Below are 15,307 nucleotides of genomic sequence, written 5' to 3' on the forward strand. Positions count from 1 at the left end.
CCTATCCTGCAAAGCTTTGTATTAAAGACTTCACCAATAGATTCCATCCGTCAACCATTACAAATAATAAAAGTTTAAAAGGCAAAGAAATCATAGCTGGTGGAAGCATAAACATTCCCATAGACATAAGTGTGCTTGACACGATTAAGTCTATTACAAGAAATGGTATATATATAAGGAATCCTATTTGAAAAGCTGTTTTAAGCTCACTTATTGCAAAAGAAGGTACTATTATACTAAGAGGAAGTTCTTCAGTTGGAGTGTCTTCAAAATTCTTATTAGAATTTTCTATAAACAGCTTCAAGTCGCTTTCTCTAGTCTGACTTAATAGAAACTCTACCAAAGGTTTTTTTGCTTCCAAATAAGCATTTTCTAAAGTTATCTCTTCCTTTATATATGGCTCTATAGAGTTCTCTGATATTTTGTCAACTACAGGAGTCATAATGAATAAAGTTAAGCATAAGGCAAGTCCAATTAATATTTGATTTGGAATTGTCTGCTGAGCACCTAATGCCGACTTAATAAAAGAGAAAGTTATTATTATTCTTACAAAGCTTGTCATCATAAATATTATTGTTGGTAAGAATATTAGGGCTGTCATTAGAAACAGCATCTGCATAGATGGGGTTACATTTGCATTGTTAGCTAAAAAATTACTTATCATATCCATTATGCTTTTCCCCTACAAGTTTATTTCTTAAAATATTGTTTTTATTCCACAAGGACAGCTTTCCTATACTTATGGCTTTATATTTTTTCTTTTTATTGTCCACTATTTCTTCTAATTCTTCTTCATTCAGTTCTTTTATTATTTCTGTGTTGCCTGGTGAAACTACAGCTACACATCCTGTTGATCCCATTTTTATTACATAGATACTCGTGTCCTTAGATATGTTAATTTTTTCAATAATATTCACATAAGATCCAGAATTTAATTTATCTACGCTACTTTTACTAAGCTTTAGTGATATCACAATCAAAATTAACACCACAGGTACTAATACAATAATATTAATTAAATACTCTATAAGTGTTTTATCCATATTTTATTGTGCCTTCTCTCTTTCTTGAACTATTAAAATATCAACTCTTCTATTAATTTCCATATTTTCTTCAGATGAATTTTCTACTATAGGTCTATATTCACCATAACCTGTGGCAGAAAATCTCTTTGGATCTAAATGTTTGTCATTAATAAAATATTTTAATACGGCAAATGCTCTTGCAGTAGATAATTCCCAATTTGATTCATATTGTGATGATTTTATAGGTCTATTATCTGTATGCCCTTGAATCATGATTTCATTATTAATCTTAGGAATTAAACTGCTTACAACATCGAGAACTTTTTTACTTTCACCTTTTAATCTTGCATCTGCTGTATCAAACATTATATTATCTCCAATTTGAAGTATTACCCCTGCATCCTCTTCACGTATCTTCACTAAATCAGTTAGTCCATTTTGCTGTAAAAGCTTTGTTATTTTTTCTACCAAAATATCATACTCACTCTTTGCTCCAATTCCTGGAGTAATATTATCTATATTTTTATCTGTCTCGTCTATTGTAATAGGTTCTTCTCCACTTACTTGGCTTTTTAAAGAATATGCTACAGCTTTTAATTTTTCATTATCAATGGTTGAAAAAGAATATAGAAGTATAAAAAATGTTAAAAGTAATGTAATTGTGTCTGCATATGTATCCATCCATGAGTTTGAATTTATATCATCTTTTTTTCTTTTTTTACGATACATTTCTTTCTATCCTCTTATCCACACTTCTATTTTTTAAATATTTAGATTTTTCCTTTTCACTAAAGAAACTCATAATTTTTTCTTCTAGCACTCTTGTAGATTCGCCATTTTTTATACTTAAGATACCTACTAACATCATTTCTCTGTTTCCAACTTCCCTTTCTGCTTTACTTTGAAGATTATATCCCATTGGATTTAATACTAAATTGGCAAGTATTGCTCCATAAAATGTAGTTATAAGAGCTTTTGCCATACCATTTGCTATAACATCAGGATTATCAAGCATAGCCAACATTTGTATAAGACCTATCAATGTTCCTATCATACCAAAAGCAGGTGCATATGATCCCCATGTTTTATATATTTTTGCTCCTTTTTCATACCTATTTTCAACTTCTGATATTTTATTATTTAAAATCTCTACTATTAAATCAGCATCAACATCATCTACAACTAGTTCCATTCCAGTTCTAAAAAAATCATCATCTAATTTTGCAATATCATTTTCTATTGAAAGCATTCCATATTTTCTAGATTTTATAGATAGATCTTTAAATGTCTCTATCATAGAAATCTTAGATATATTTGGAGTCTCAAATAATTTTTTAGTCATTTTGATTAGTAACATAATTTCATCTAATGGATATGTTATAAGCAAAGCAGCAAAAGATCCTCCAATTGTTATAAATATAGACATAAGATCATAAAATCCATTTAATCCAACATCTCCATTGGATATACCTATCACGATAAATCCTATTCCCAATATTAATCCTATAGGTGTCAATATATCTTTTCTTTTCATAATTATCCTCTTATTTATCTTTTTAAATTTATTATTTCTTGTAATAGCTCATCACTTGTTGTTATTACTTTGCTTGAAGCTTGAAACGCTCTAGTAGTAACTATCATATCTGTAAATTCTTCTGACAAGTCTACATTTGCCATTTCTATAGCTCCTTGAATTATAGAACCATACTTTGCATCATAAACTGCTGCTCCTGAGTTAGCCGATTCAGAATATAAATTACCTGATAATGCACTTAATCCTTCTGGATTTTGAAATACTGCAATTCTAAGTTTTGCATGATTTTCAACTTTTGATCCATCCTCTAAACCTAAGGATATGGTTCCATCCTTGGAAACAGTAACAGAGGTCACACTTTTATCTCCTCCTCCATTTTTTATTTTAGTAGGAATTTTTATATGCTCTCCCTTATCATTTAGAACTCTAAAACCATCATTAGTTAATAAATCTCCATTTTTATCTAAAGAAAATGATCCATCTCTTGTATATGCTATTTGACCATTTCTCTCAACTACAAAAAATCCATCTCCATCTATTGCCATATCTGTTACTCTTCCTGTTGGCTGTAATGATCCCTGTTTCATATATTTAAATATACCTGAAACTTTAGATCCAATACCTACTTGACCAGGATTGGTTCCACCTATTCCGTTTGATGGTGAGCTAGCGTGTATTAGTGTTTGATTTAAAGCATCTGTAAATCTTACACCAGATTTTTTAAACCCTGTAGTTCCGACGTTAGCAACATTATTACCTATAACATCCATTTTTGTTTGGTTGGATTTCATACCACTTATTCCAGAGTACATTGACTTTAGCATTCTATATTTCTCTCCTTTACTTTAATATCTAAACTATTTCCTTAATTTTATTTACTTTTATTAATGATGAATATGGAAATTCTTTAACTTCCTCACTTCCATCCAATTTTATTTCTAAATGCACAATACCATCTTTTATAGTTGCACCTTTAACAATACCCGAATATTTTTTCAAGTCAGCATTTTCATTTTTAAGTGAAACTTCAACATGATTTCCTATTAAAAATGCCGAAGTTTGTAAAGAACTATTTGCTAAAACTCCATTGTTCACTTCAAGAAGTGACTGTATACTTGAATTTAGCTTCATAGTTTGCTCAAGCATTGAAAACTGAGCAAGCTGAGTTACATACTGTGTTGGATCTTGAGGATTAAATGGGTTTTGATTTGTCATCTGACCCACTAACATTTTAAGAAAAATATTTTTATCAACTTCTTTTCCTGCTTCTATTATTGGAGTTCCGTTTTCAGTTAAATTTTTATAAGCAGTGTTTATATTATTATTTATTTTCATAGCCCTTCTCCTTATATGAGTAAATTGATTTCTTCATCTAATCCCAAAACTTTTTCTTCACCATTTGCACCTAAATTTGAAACTTTCTCTTCCCTTCGCTTTTTAGGATTTTCTTCGTGAAATTGCTGGTTTAGATTTTGTGAAAATTCACTTTGATTTTCACTTCTTATCTCAACTGACACCTGTTTTGTGCTGCCATTTAATTCAGTCAAATAGGTCTTTATATCATTTAAATTTTCTTTCAATAATCCTAAAACGTCCTTTTTATTTAGTGTAATTATAAACTTATTTTCCTCATCACTCTTTATAAACCTTATATTCATATCCCCTAAATCCTTAGGACTCATTTTCACATTAAGTTCTTTTATATTTTTCTTTACTATATATTGTGTCGCTTTAAAAATATCTTCAATTATATATTGCTGTCTTACTAATAGAGGCTGAAAGTTTTTTATATTTTTATCCCTATCTAAATTTGAATATGCTATTTCTTTTAGTATTCCAAATTCACTGCTATAGTGATGTATTTCTCTCTCATTAAATATTTCCTTACTATCAATCTTTTTGGTTGAATTTAATATATCTACTTCATCTTCTTTAAAAGAACTACCATTATAATTTATGAAACTTATTTTTTCTTTAAACAACTCCAAATCAGATATGACATTATTTTTCATACTATTATTTCTAAAAAACATATCTTCATTTTTAATGTTTAATTCTTGTATTTTTTTTGTATCTGCTTTTCTATATCCAAAAAACAAATCTTTTAGATCTACTTTTTCAAAATTCTTTGATATGATTTTTTCTAAAAGTCCATCTAATTGAACAGCCTCTTCTTTTGATATAAAGTTTTTTAATAAAGATAAAAGATCATCTTTTTCATAAAACGAATTTACCATATCTAAAGAATTTGGTTTACTATAAGGTGTTTCTTCTTGTATTTTATTAAAATTGGATATAAACGACATTTCTTCATTTGGTTGAGTAATATATATATTTAGATATCTTAATATAGCCTCAGTTAAAGCATTTAAATTTTCTTCTTTTTCATTAGAATTCTTTAAATCCTCCTCTATATTTACACCTTCTATACAGTTATCTAAAAGTGATAAGAAATCTCCTGAGCTTCCATTTGTTTTAATTTCTGATTCTTTATTAATATTGAGATTTGTTGTTAAAACATCTATTTTCATATTTATCAAACTCCTAAATCTCTTGAGCTGCATTTCTAAAATAAGAATATATTCCAAACTCATCATTTATAGATTGTTCCTTTTGAGCAACTATTTTTTTATAAGAACTATACTTATCTTCTTTTAACTTCTCTAAAGATTTTCTTTCTATTTGTTTGTTAAGCAAATCTAATCGTGCTTCATTTTCAAGAAGTTTCTTCTCATTTAATTCCAAATTTGTTTTATCTATCATATTAGATATAAACGTTAAATAATTAGAGGTTATCCTTCTTTCAATTGTATCCTCAACATCTATTTCTAAAGCATATTTTTCATAATTTGATTTCAAAGTTTTTAGTTCTTCTTCAACGACTTTTTTCTCATTCTGTGCTTTAGAATACTTTATTTTGCACTGGTCTTCATTTTTCAGCTTAAAATCTAGAACATTTTGAAGTCTAAATTTGAAGTTCTCCATACTTCTCCTCCTTAATTAAATATGTCTTTTAAATCTTTTATGCTTTCTTGAAAAGAACTCTTTATAGTAGTTTTTTGTTTTAAGAAGTTGTTAATTTTACTTATATACTCTATTGCTTCATCTATTTTAGGATTTGAACCCTGTTCATAAGCTCCTATATTTATAAGATCTTCTGACTCTTTATAGGTTGCAATTATATCTCTTCCATGAGATGCAGCCATTTTATGTTCTTCTTCACATATATCATTCATTAAACGGCTTATACTATTTGAAATATCTATAGCTGGGTAATGATTTTTGTGAGCTAATTCTCTTGATAAAACTATATGTCCGTCAAGTATTCCTCTAACAGCATCAGCAATAGGTTCATTAAAATCATCTCCATCTACAAGCACTGTATAAAATGCTGTTATAGATCCTCTATCAGATAACCCTGTTCTTTCCATTAGCTTTGGAAGTTCTGCAAATACCGAAGGTGTATATCCTTTTTGAGCTGGTGGTTCTCCAATAGCAAGTCCAACTTCTCTTTGTGCCATTGCAAATCTTGTTACTGAATCCATCATAAGAATTACTTTTTTACCTTGATCTCTAAAGTATTCTGCAATAGATGTAGCTGTAAGAGCTCCTTTAAGTCTTAAAAGTGGTGAATTATCTGATGTAGCACATACAACTACTGATTTTTTCATTCCTTCAGAACCCAAATCCCTCTCTATAAAATCCATAACCTCTCTTCCTCTTTCTCCTATGAGGGCTATGACATTAACATCTGCCTCTGCAGCTTTGGCAATCATACCTAAAGTAGTACTTTTTCCAACACCACTTCCTGCAAAGATACCTATTCTCTGTCCTTCCCCACATGTTAAAAATCCATCTATAGCTTTTATTCCTGTAGGCATAACCGTTTTTATTCTCTTTCTTTTCATAGGATCAGGTGGTTTATTAAATAAACTGTATCTCTCACCATCATATATTCTGCTACCATCTATGGGAGTTCCTATAGGATCTATAACCTTTCCCAAAAGTTCATTACTGCATATGACACTGCATGGATGACCGCTAGATACAACTCTACATCCAGGTCCTATTCCTACTAATTCTCCTAAAGGCATAAGTATTATTTCATTTTCTCTAAAACCTACAACTTCACAATTTACCGGATTATTATTTTGATTATATATAGTACATAACTCACCTACAAAAGTCTTAAGCCCCTCAACTTCAATTGTAAGACCTATTACCTTTTTTACTTTTCCCTCTGATATATATGGTGTTATATTTGTAATCTTTTTTAAAGTTTTATCAAAATCAATAGAAATCATATTTCCTCCATTACAGCAGTTCTTCTCTGACCTTAGCTAATACGCTGTCTATCCCTACTATAAGCTTTCCACTTTTAGTTTCAATTTCAGCATTTCCTTTTGCTATATTAGAATCAGACATTACAAAAATTTTTTGAGATGAATTAAACTTTCCGATCATTTCACATAAACTTTGTTTTACTTTTTCTTCATAGATAGGATTTATTTTTATAATCAAATCTCTTTTCAAGTCATATTCCTTTATCACATTTTCAAGAAGATCATTCATAACCGATTCATCTTCTAATCTATCTCTCAAGACTTGTTCTGCTATTTTTATTGATATCTTCAAAATGTTTGCCTTATTTTCTTTCATATAGTTAGCTGCTTCATTTTTTATTTCTAATAGGGTTTTGTATCCTTCTTCTTTTATTTTTTCGCTTTCTTCTCTAGCTTTTTCTATATTCTTTTCATATGCTTCTTTAAATCCATCTTCATACCCATTTTTTTGTCCTTCTCCGTAACCTTGTTCATAAGCTTTTTTCTCTATAGATTTTGCCTTTTCTTTAGCATCACTTATTATGTCTTTTCTTTTATTTTCTGTTTCTTCAATTATTTTTTCGTACTCTTTAGATGCTTCTAGAATCTTTTTTTCTATATCATGTTTTTCTTTAATTAGACTTTCTGCTATATTTAAAGTTTCTTCAGATGAAGATATATTAAGACTTATTTTCCCACTTACTTCTATATCTTTATTTTTAAGTATGCTTTTATTTCTAGACAATAAGCTCATCCTCCGGTTCGTTTTCTAGACTTATCAAACCTTCTTGCTCTAATTTTCTTACAATCTTTACTATATTTCTCTTTGACTCATCTATTTGAGATAATTTCAACGGTCCAAGAAGATTGATTTCTTCTTTTAATACCTCAGATGCTCTATTAGATTGGTTATTTAATATAATTTGTAGTATTTTATCATCTCCGCCTTTAAGAGCTATAGCTATATCTTTTAAATTCACCTCTTTTAATATTCTTTGAATTGAAATACTATCAAGAGTAACAATGTCTTCAAAAGCAAACATGCTAGACTTAACTTTATCTGCAAGAATACTGTTTTTATTCTCTAAAAAACTTATTATATTTTTTTCTGTTTTTCCATCTACCTTATTTAATATGTCTAAAAGACTGTCAAATCCATTTGATGAGTTAAGTTTTTCATCTCCTATACTAGAAAGTTTCCTTTCTAAAATGCTGTCAACTGCTTTTATTACTACCAATGAAACATTTGATATAGTTCCCATCTTCAAGGCAACCTCTCTTTGAAGGTTTTCATCTAATTTACATACTATTTGAGCTGCCTTTTCCGGCTGTATATGGGAAAGTACTATAGCTATAGTTTGAGAACTTTCTCCTTGGATGCAAGATAGTATCTGATTTGCATCTGCTTTTCTAGCTGAAGTAAAAACTTTTGTGTAGGTTTCATATTCTATTCCTTCCATAAGTTTATTTGCTTTTGAATCATCAAATGCACCCTTTAACAAACTTTTGGCGTAATCCATTCCACCTTCTATTGAAAAATCATTTCTACTTCTTATATCAAGAAACTCATTAAGTATTTCTCTTCTTTCTTTAGCTGTAACCTTATGAAGATTAGCTATCTCAACACCAATTTTCTGGACCTGCTTGTCTGTAAGTTCCTTAAGTATATTTGATGAAAGTTCAGGTCCTATTGTCATTAAAAGCACTGCTGACTTTTTGGCACCGCTTATAGTATTTTTATTAATTTCTCCTAAATCATAAGCATTTCCACTTTTTAAAACTTCACTGTACATTCCTATCACCTGCCTTTAATCATTTAGCCATGTCTTTATTAATTTTGTCACTTCATCAGGATTCTTAGAAACTATACTCTTAACTTGATCTTCTAAGGTTGGCTCCTTATATTTATCTTTTTCTGACTCAATTTCTTTTTCTTTTATAATATTTGCAAGATAATCATTAGAATCTTCAAGTTCATCTTCTTCCTCATTTCTTGCCTTTCTTCTTCTATAAAGAATAATCCCTACAATAATTGCTATTAATACTATGATTACACCTATACCATATGTCATTTTTCTTTGTTTTAAAGCTTCTGCAGCATTTTTCTCTTTGTCAAACACATTATCTTCTGTACTATTAAATCTCATAGATACTACAGATAGCTGATCCCCCCTGTTATTATCCATGCCTATAGCAGCATATACCATTTTTTCAACATTTCCTATCTGTTCCGGTATAAGATTTCCATCTATGGCTACTGAAGCAGTTATACGTTTTACATTTCCTGAAGTTGTTATTGTCTTTGTTTCTGTCTTACCAACCTCATATTCGATTTTTTCTTCTTTTGACTTAATATTGGTGTCATTACCTTGTGCTGTATTAGTCATATTATTATCCACAGGTGATCCTGTCTGAATTTTATCGGTAGATGAATTTTCACTTTTAGATTCAGATTTTATAACCTTATCTGGATCTATTTTTACCTCATTTTTTTCTACAGTATCAAAATTTAAACTTGCATTTACCGATGCTTTAACTTTATCTTTACCAAATATAGGCTCCAACATGGATATCACCGACTTTTGAAGATCTTTTCCAAGCTGTTTTTCGGCATCTCTGGAAGTAGCTAGTCCTCCACTTCCACCTTTTATAACATTTCCGTTTTCATCATATATCCCTTCTGAAAGTAGAGTCATATTTTGATCTATAACTTCTATATTTTGCTTTGGTATATTTCTACTGCTAGCTGAAACTAATGAAATAATTGATTTGATCTGACTTTCTTCTAAGTTTCTTCCAGCTTTAAGAGATACATAAACCGCCGCCTTACCTTGCTTTGTATTCTTACTAAATACAGACTCTTCACCTTGAGTTATATGCACTCTTGCATCTTCTACTTGTGGGAAAGTCTTTATGGTTTTTTCTAATTCCCCTTGAAGCATTCTGAGTTTTTTTATTTCAAACTCTTCATCAGTCATGGATATATTAGAACCCTCATCCATTAGTTCAAACCCCTTCGATCCATTACTTATACTTGGTGATAGTTCTAGTCGAAGCTTGTCTACATCTTTCTTAGGAACATATATGGTATCACCTTTTATCTTTGTTTCAACTTTTTTATCTTCTAATGCTTTTGATATATTAGCTGCATCACTGGCATCAAGCCCTGAAAATAAGACACCATATTTATTTTTTGTACTATAACTTATAGTAAATACTATCGCTAATATTATTGCTACTGATCCTATTCCTATAGCATATTTTTTTCTCTTATCTAAATTTTTAAATCCTGTAATTACTTTCGTTTTAAAATCTTTGAGACTCTGTATAAAATTTTTCTGCATTCTTTCTTACCTCTTAACAGATATCTTTAAAGCTGTATCTTATTTACTTCTTGATAAGCTTCAACTACCTTATTTCTAACTTCTATTAAAAGCTGCATTGAAATCTGAGCTTCCTGCATAGAAAGCATAACCTCATGCATGTTGACATCTTCGCCTTTTACAAAGCTTTCTATTTTGTTGTCTGCATTTATTTGAGAATCATTTACCTTTCCTATAGCATCATTTATCATTTTAGAAAAATTGTTTTCGTTTTCAGGCTCAATAGATGTTTTTTTAGTTTCTATATTATTTAATAGAGAGCTTGTTCCAATGGATTGTACATTCATAGATTTCACCTCTTACCTTCCTATTTCTAATGCTTTTGAAATCATATTTTTTTGAGCATTTAATGTATCAACATTGGACTCATATGACCTAGAAGCTGATATTAAATCTGACATCTCTACTAACAAATCCACGTTAGGATATTCCACATACCCTTCTGCATTAGCATCTGGATGTGTTGGATTATATTCTTTCTTCAATGGAGAGTTGTCTTTTTCTACTTTTACTGCCTTTACTCCAAGCATCCCCATATTCCTATCATAATTTTCAGAAAACACAGCAGTTTTACGTACATATGCCCCGCCTTTTTCTGTTCTAGTTGTTCTTACATTTGCAATGTTTGATGATATCACATCAAGTCTTAATCTTTCAGCAGATAATCCACTTGCACTTATTCTCATTCCACCAAATATACTCATAATAATTACCTTCCTGTTATAACACTTTTAGCTATGGCCAGCTTTGTGTTAGTTATACTTACTAAACCGTTATACATAAGAGAGTTAGCAGCTTGATTTACTTTCTCATTTTCCAAATCAATATTATTTCCATCGATTCTCATCGAATTTGATTTATCTTCTTTAACTTCTATTTTATGCTGCATCTCTTCATCCTTTAGAGTTTCTTCAAAAGTAACATATTTTCTCTTGTATCCTGGAGTATTTATATTTGCAATATTGTTTGCAATAGTCCTCCCCCTGAGTTCTGTAGCATTTAAACTGCTTTTTATAAGGTCATATACTTTCACAATTTTCCCTCCCCATATTTAGTAATAATAATTTAAAATATATTAAGTCTTATACTCTTTGATAGTAGACAATAAAAAAATGCTCCCTCCAAAGAGAGTAGCATCATTAAAAAGGCTTTGTTTCACCCTATATTAATCTTTTTTATACAAGCCCGTAAAACTCTAAATAAAAATACATAGAGTTTTATAACAAACTAGTACATAATAATTCCTAATATCATTAATAAAACATAGTCTTAAAGAACAAAAAGTACACTGACTCTTTGGCAGCTGGCTGGCATAATTTTCATCTTAGCCCCTATAGCTTTGCGTCACTAGGTTTCCCTAATTTTGCCCTATTTAATTTTTATAATTCTATTATATACCTTTAATAGATTTTTTTCTATATATTTTACAATATTTCTATGTATTTTTTTATTTTTTTGTGTAATTTTAAATTTAAAATTAAAGTCGTTTCTTTTGTTTATTTATCAGTTTAAGGAATATCCTCCATCAATGACTATGGTCTGTCCTGTTATATATTCATTTTCTTCTAAAGTAATACACACAGACGCAATTTCACTAACATAAGCAAACCTTTTAATTAAGGTTTTATTTTTAATCCTCTCTCTTTGTTCTATAGGTTTATTTTTCTGCCAAGATGTATCTACGAAACCAGGCGCAATGCAGTTTACCGTTATTTTTTTTGAAGCAAAATACTTTGCTAGATATTTAGTTAATGTCATTAAAGCACCTTTTGATACGCCATACTGTATTGACGAAGCATCTGCCTTTATACCTAAAACAGAGCTTATAAATATTATTCTTCCATTTTCATTTATGTTATTACTTAATTTTTGAACTAGGAAAAATGGAATGTTGAAGTTTCCATCTATCACTCTGCTCCAGCTCTCATAAGATATATCCTCAAAGCTTTCTCTTTTTGTAAAACCTGCATTTAAAATCAATATATCCAAATTTACATTAAGCCTAGAGAACTCCTCTACCAATAATTCCATACCTTCTATCTTTGAAAGGTCGGCCTTAACAATAAATAGTTTACCACTGTAACCTATCATATCATCTTTAAATTCTTCAGCATCTTTATCTGAATTTGCATAGTTTACAATTACTAAATAACCCTTTTTTAAATAATTTTCTGCAATTTCTCTTCCTATTCCCTTTGTTCCACCAGTTATCAATACAGCTTTCATATCTTAACTATACTCCTTATTGTAGTTTTTCATAAGATATTATCTCTTTTGCTTTTATAAGATCATTTACATTATCAATTTCAGTCCATCTGTAATCGCAAACATCTATAGCCTTTAAATTAAACATATCATTGAAGATCATATTTACTAATGCTGTTTCATACCATTCATTAAATAATCCATCATCAACCATTTTTTCTACTTTGCATAGTATTTTTTCTGATTCACTTTTATGCAAACATGTAACCCCTACATATTCACCAGAAAAACAATTTAGCTCTTTACTCATCACTATAACATTGCCATCTCTTTCTGCCACCTTGTAATCAGCTTCATTGCCTATAGATGAATCATACAATACAAATGCAGGATAATTTATTGTAAGAATATGCTTAAATAAATTTTCTTCAAGTATTATATCTCCATTAATTATTATTGTATCATCATTGAGCTCTTCTTTTGCAAACCATAAAGATGCTATGCTATTTGTTATTCTATAGAATGGATTATTTATAGTTTTACAATTTGGAAACTTTGATACACATTCTTCCACTTTCTTTCTATAATATCCTGTAACAATCACTATATCAGCCTTGCAATTTCTATTTATCATCTTTATAGTTCTCTCTAAAGCTGTAACATTATTATCAATATACAATAGACTTTTGGGTGTATTTTCGGTAAGCGGTTTTAATCTGCTTCCTATTCCTGCTGCCAAAATAATTATTTTCATACTTTCCCTCCTAATATAATTCTATTCTTTACCACAAAAGCAAACCAAATCTATACATATAGCCATCCAATGGAAACTTAATTTCTATGCCTAATTCCCTCTTTACGAAATCCATAACATTAACTCCCGTTGCTTCTAATGGTATTCTAGCTAAGTTAGGAAACCTGCACCTTTTCTTAGAGCATCCATCTTTACACAACTTGCAGGACCCACCTATAAATGACATAGCAAAAACTTGATTATTCTTATATAAAATCTTTTCTAATTCAAGCAATGTCTTATGTACAAGGTTTGTAGAGTCTTCTCTAACCATAACGTATTCTGTCTTATTTCTATATGGAATTTTGCAATATATTATCATTGCATTACTATATTCACTAAAAACTTTTTCAAAATTAATTCTGTTCACTCTTGGAGGACATGTCCATTTTTGTTCATACTTTTCGCAATGAAAACACTGAAGTCTCACTCTCTCTTCTAATTTTATTGATCTTATATCAACTTTAGAGGCCTTCAAATATTGAGATTTTTTATCTACATAATCAGCTATTTTTTCTTCAATATTCATTTACATATCTTTCCTCCATGTTTCCTTAAATATTGATTTTCTTCTATATTAATTTGTTCAACTCCCTAGTAAGCTTTACTGCTCCATTCTTACTCATGTGATCAAAATCTATGAAGTCTTCTTCCGAGAATAGATCTTGCTTTGAAAAATCAATTAATTTTAAACCTCTGTATTCTTTTTTATTGGAGATTATTTTATAAAATTCTTTTTCATAAATTTCATTTAAATATTCACTGTAATATTTAGTATTAGGAAATACAACTACTATAGGTTCTACATCGTTCTCTCTAAGGAAATTCATAAATTTATTGAATATAGAAGAGTATTCTTTTGATGTTTCAGTATATTTGGATAATTTATTATGCTGGTTTGCTCTAATCTTGCCAAACTTCCATTTTTCTTCTTCATCAATATCACTAAGTGTAATATTTTTCATAATGCTGTTCATTTCTCTTGTAAAATTTTCATTAAAATACCCATCATTGCTTCTATAAATTAAATTCTTAAAATATTCTTCTAAAAAGTTCAAGTCAAAAATAAAACTTATAATTTCATCATTTAGTACTTCAGATATATTTGTTTTTTCAACTTCTTCTACATTTTCTGAATTATGCTTATCTCTTAAAATCGGATAGTATACATTTTTCACTCTATATACAGCATCTTCATTTTTAGACTTTGATAAATCATGATTTACAAGATAGTATCCAGCACCTATAATGCATTTTTTTATATTAAAATTATTCTTTATAGCAGTTTCAGCCAATTTATAAGAATAATATAAATCCTGACTAGACAAAGCAAGATTCACGGACTTACTGTTCAAGACATTCACATCTATTCCTGTTAAAGGATATGAATTCCCAACTATAATAGTTTCTATCTCTGATGAACTTGACTGCTGAAGAGATTCCATCAAATAGTTATAATCATAGTTGCTGTAATATATCTTCTCACTAATACTGAAAAGAAGATTCATAAGCTTGTCATAGTATATAACATCGCTGAAATTACATCTGAAATCTATCTCTTCTTTTGAAGTTTCCTCACTTACTATCAATATATCAATTTTCATATCATGCTTTTTTTCATAAGAGTTTATGTATGTATCTATATTGTTTATGGTTTTAATTTTTACTTTTGAGGAATTTTTTAAAAGATGATATTTGTCTTTTCCATAGAAAAATACATTAACAGGTACTCTATCCAATTCTTCATAAAAACTTTTCAAAATTAAAACTAATGTATTTATAGAAATACAATCTTTATCGCCATTGTTAAAAGCTTCAATAATTTTTACTGTTTCCTCAACTAATTCATTGAAAAAATGTTGCTCCTTATATAAAGAAGAGTTCTCTTGAATAAAATCAGCTAGAGAGTTTATTGCAGATATAATATCATTTACTGGAACATACTTCTTATTTAAAGAATCATAGAACTTTCCTATGGCTTTAAAATTATCCATATGTCTCTGAATATTGTATCTATCTCCTATGTATCTATAATTCCGCATAAT

Annotated in this window: 19 protein-coding genes and 1 riboswitch; all 19 genes read right to left on the reverse strand. The window is 29.3% G+C overall.

Features of this window, described 5'->3' with window-relative positions; all coding sequences use genetic code 11:
• Window position 1: 1 nt before the first annotated feature.
• Complete coding sequence (gene fliP, locus KQH81_RS09450) at window positions 2-670, reverse strand: flagellar type III secretion system pore protein FliP (protein ID WP_027639885.1); 669 nt, start codon at window positions 668-670, stop codon at window positions 2-4.
• Complete coding sequence (locus KQH81_RS09455; protein ID WP_178312260.1) at window positions 654-1,043, reverse strand: flagellar biosynthetic protein FliO; 390 nt, start codon at window positions 1,041-1,043, stop codon at window positions 654-656. The genes fliP and KQH81_RS09455 overlap by 17 nt, the downstream gene beginning before the upstream one ends.
• Before the next feature lie 3 nt (window positions 1,044-1,046).
• The gene (locus KQH81_RS09460) at window positions 1,047-1,754 is read right to left on the reverse strand and encodes an OmpA/MotB family protein (RefSeq protein ID WP_178312259.1); all 708 of its coding nucleotides are present in this window, start codon (window positions 1,752-1,754) and stop codon (window positions 1,047-1,049) included.
• Entirely contained in the window at window positions 1,744-2,559 is an 816-nt protein-coding gene (locus KQH81_RS09465) for a motility protein A (RefSeq protein ID WP_230028148.1), read from the reverse strand. Before KQH81_RS09465 ends, KQH81_RS09460 begins: the two co-directional genes overlap by 11 nt.
• A 14-nt stretch (window positions 2,560-2,573) precedes the next feature.
• Complete coding sequence (gene flgF / locus KQH81_RS09470; protein ID WP_178312257.1) at window positions 2,574-3,383, reverse strand: flagellar basal-body rod protein FlgF; 810 nt, start codon at window positions 3,381-3,383, stop codon at window positions 2,574-2,576.
• Window positions 3,384-3,411: 28 nt separating this feature from the next.
• The gene (locus KQH81_RS09475; RefSeq protein WP_178312256.1) at window positions 3,412-3,894 is read right to left on the reverse strand and encodes a flagellar hook assembly protein FlgD; all 483 of its coding nucleotides are present in this window, start codon (window positions 3,892-3,894) and stop codon (window positions 3,412-3,414) included.
• 11 nt (window positions 3,895-3,905) lie between these two features.
• Window positions 3,906-5,090, reverse strand: a complete 1,185-nt coding sequence (locus KQH81_RS09480) for a hypothetical protein (RefSeq protein WP_230028149.1) — start codon at window positions 5,088-5,090, stop codon at window positions 3,906-3,908.
• A 13-nt stretch (window positions 5,091-5,103) separates the two neighbouring features.
• A complete protein-coding gene (gene fliJ / locus KQH81_RS09485) occupies window positions 5,104-5,544 on the reverse strand; it encodes a flagellar export protein FliJ (RefSeq protein WP_230028150.1) in 441 nt (146 codons plus the stop codon).
• An 11-nt stretch (window positions 5,545-5,555) separates the two neighbouring features.
• Window positions 5,556-6,863, reverse strand: a complete 1,308-nt coding sequence (gene fliI / locus KQH81_RS09490) for a flagellar protein export ATPase FliI (protein ID WP_230028151.1) — start codon at window positions 6,861-6,863, stop codon at window positions 5,556-5,558.
• A 10-nt stretch (window positions 6,864-6,873) separates the two neighbouring features.
• Window positions 6,874-7,626: a FliH/SctL family protein gene (locus KQH81_RS09495; RefSeq protein WP_230028152.1), complete on the reverse strand. Its 753-nt coding sequence runs from the start codon at window positions 7,624-7,626 to the stop codon at window positions 6,874-6,876.
• A complete protein-coding gene (gene fliG, locus KQH81_RS09500) occupies window positions 7,619-8,674 on the reverse strand; it encodes a flagellar motor switch protein FliG (protein ID WP_178312247.1) in 1,056 nt (351 codons plus the stop codon). Before fliG ends, KQH81_RS09495 begins: the two co-directional genes overlap by 8 nt.
• A gap of 15 nt (window positions 8,675-8,689) precedes the next feature.
• Window positions 8,690-10,225, reverse strand: coding sequence for a flagellar basal-body MS-ring/collar protein FliF (gene fliF, locus KQH81_RS09505; protein WP_230028154.1), 1,536 nt, complete (start codon window positions 10,223-10,225; stop codon window positions 8,690-8,692).
• Between the two features lie 26 nt (window positions 10,226-10,251).
• Window positions 10,252-10,551, reverse strand: coding sequence for a flagellar hook-basal body complex protein FliE (fliE, locus tag KQH81_RS09510; protein WP_027639895.1), 300 nt, complete (start codon window positions 10,549-10,551; stop codon window positions 10,252-10,254).
• A 12-nt stretch (window positions 10,552-10,563) separates the two neighbouring features.
• Complete coding sequence (flgC, locus tag KQH81_RS09515) at window positions 10,564-10,968, reverse strand: flagellar basal body rod protein FlgC (protein ID WP_178312243.1); 405 nt, start codon at window positions 10,966-10,968, stop codon at window positions 10,564-10,566.
• 5 nt (window positions 10,969-10,973) lie between these two features.
• Window positions 10,974-11,297: a flagellar basal body protein gene (locus tag KQH81_RS09520; RefSeq protein WP_027639897.1), complete on the reverse strand. Its 324-nt coding sequence runs from the start codon at window positions 11,295-11,297 to the stop codon at window positions 10,974-10,976.
• A 262-nt stretch (window positions 11,298-11,559) separates the two neighbouring features.
• A riboswitch (cyclic di-GMP riboswitch) is annotated at window positions 11,560-11,642 on the reverse strand.
• A gap of 125 nt (window positions 11,643-11,767) precedes the next feature.
• The gene (locus KQH81_RS09525) at window positions 11,768-12,490 is read right to left on the reverse strand and encodes an SDR family NAD(P)-dependent oxidoreductase (protein ID WP_178312241.1); all 723 of its coding nucleotides are present in this window, start codon (window positions 12,488-12,490) and stop codon (window positions 11,768-11,770) included.
• 16 nt (window positions 12,491-12,506) lie between these two features.
• Window positions 12,507-13,223: a phosphocholine cytidylyltransferase family protein gene (locus tag KQH81_RS09530; protein WP_027639899.1), complete on the reverse strand. Its 717-nt coding sequence runs from the start codon at window positions 13,221-13,223 to the stop codon at window positions 12,507-12,509.
• Window positions 13,224-13,251: 28 nt separating this feature from the next.
• Window positions 13,252-13,791, reverse strand: coding sequence for a DUF2284 domain-containing protein (locus KQH81_RS09535; protein ID WP_027639900.1), 540 nt, complete (start codon window positions 13,789-13,791; stop codon window positions 13,252-13,254).
• A gap of 43 nt (window positions 13,792-13,834) precedes the next feature.
• Window positions 13,835-15,304, reverse strand: a complete 1,470-nt coding sequence (locus KQH81_RS09540) for a D-alanyl-lipoteichoic acid biosynthesis protein DltD (RefSeq protein ID WP_230028155.1) — start codon at window positions 15,302-15,304, stop codon at window positions 13,835-13,837.
• Window positions 15,305-15,307: the final 3 nt, after the last annotated feature.

This window comes from Clostridium cadaveris, from assembly GCF_020911725.1.
Lineage (GTDB): Bacteria > Bacillota > Clostridia > Clostridiales > Clostridiaceae > Clostridium_X > Clostridium_X cadaveris.

What these genes read in the sequence shown, in the direction of transcription:
- KQH81_RS09465 (WP_230028148.1), bottom strand. Translation starts at nt 2,559, where the DNA reads ATGAAAAGAAAAGATATATTGACACCTATAGGATTAATATTGGGAATA.
- fliP (WP_027639885.1), bottom strand. Translation starts at nt 670, where the DNA reads ATGGATATGATAAGTAATTTTTTAGCTAACAATGCAAATGTAACCCCA.
- KQH81_RS09455 (WP_178312260.1), bottom strand. Translation starts at nt 1,043, where the DNA reads ATGGATAAAACACTTATAGAGTATTTAATTAATATTATTGTATTAGTA.
- KQH81_RS09480 (WP_230028149.1), bottom strand. Translation starts at nt 5,090, where the DNA reads ATGAAAATAGATGTTTTAACAACAAATCTCAATATTAATAAAGAATCA.
- KQH81_RS09460 (WP_178312259.1), bottom strand. Translation starts at nt 1,754, where the DNA reads ATGTATCGTAAAAAAAGAAAAAAAGATGATATAAATTCAAACTCATGG.
- KQH81_RS09530 (WP_027639899.1), bottom strand. Translation starts at nt 13,223, where the DNA reads ATGAAAATAATTATTTTGGCAGCAGGAATAGGAAGCAGATTAAAACCG.
- fliF (WP_230028154.1), bottom strand. Translation starts at nt 10,225, where the DNA reads ATGCAGAAAAATTTTATACAGAGTCTCAAAGATTTTAAAACGAAAGTA.
- KQH81_RS09475 (WP_178312256.1), bottom strand. Translation starts at nt 3,894, where the DNA reads ATGAAAATAAATAATAATATAAACACTGCTTATAAAAATTTAACTGAA.
- fliJ (WP_230028150.1), bottom strand. Translation starts at nt 5,544, where the DNA reads ATGGAGAACTTCAAATTTAGACTTCAAAATGTTCTAGATTTTAAGCTG.
- fliE (WP_027639895.1), bottom strand. Translation starts at nt 10,551, where the DNA reads ATGAATGTACAATCCATTGGAACAAGCTCTCTATTAAATAATATAGAA.
- KQH81_RS09525 (WP_178312241.1), bottom strand. Translation starts at nt 12,490, where the DNA reads ATGAAAGCTGTATTGATAACTGGTGGAACAAAGGGAATAGGAAGAGAA.
- flgF (WP_178312257.1), bottom strand. Translation starts at nt 3,383, where the DNA reads ATGCTAAAGTCAATGTACTCTGGAATAAGTGGTATGAAATCCAACCAA.
- flgC (WP_178312243.1), bottom strand. Translation starts at nt 10,968, where the DNA reads ATGAGTATATTTGGTGGAATGAGAATAAGTGCAAGTGGATTATCTGCT.
- KQH81_RS09535 (WP_027639900.1), bottom strand. Translation starts at nt 13,791, where the DNA reads ATGAATATTGAAGAAAAAATAGCTGATTATGTAGATAAAAAATCTCAA.
- KQH81_RS09540 (WP_230028155.1), bottom strand. Translation starts at nt 15,304, where the DNA reads ATGCGGAATTATAGATACATAGGAGATAGATACAATATTCAGAGACAT.
- fliI (WP_230028151.1), bottom strand. Translation starts at nt 6,863, where the DNA reads ATGATTTCTATTGATTTTGATAAAACTTTAAAAAAGATTACAAATATA.
- fliG (WP_178312247.1), bottom strand. Translation starts at nt 8,674, where the DNA reads ATGTACAGTGAAGTTTTAAAAAGTGGAAATGCTTATGATTTAGGAGAA.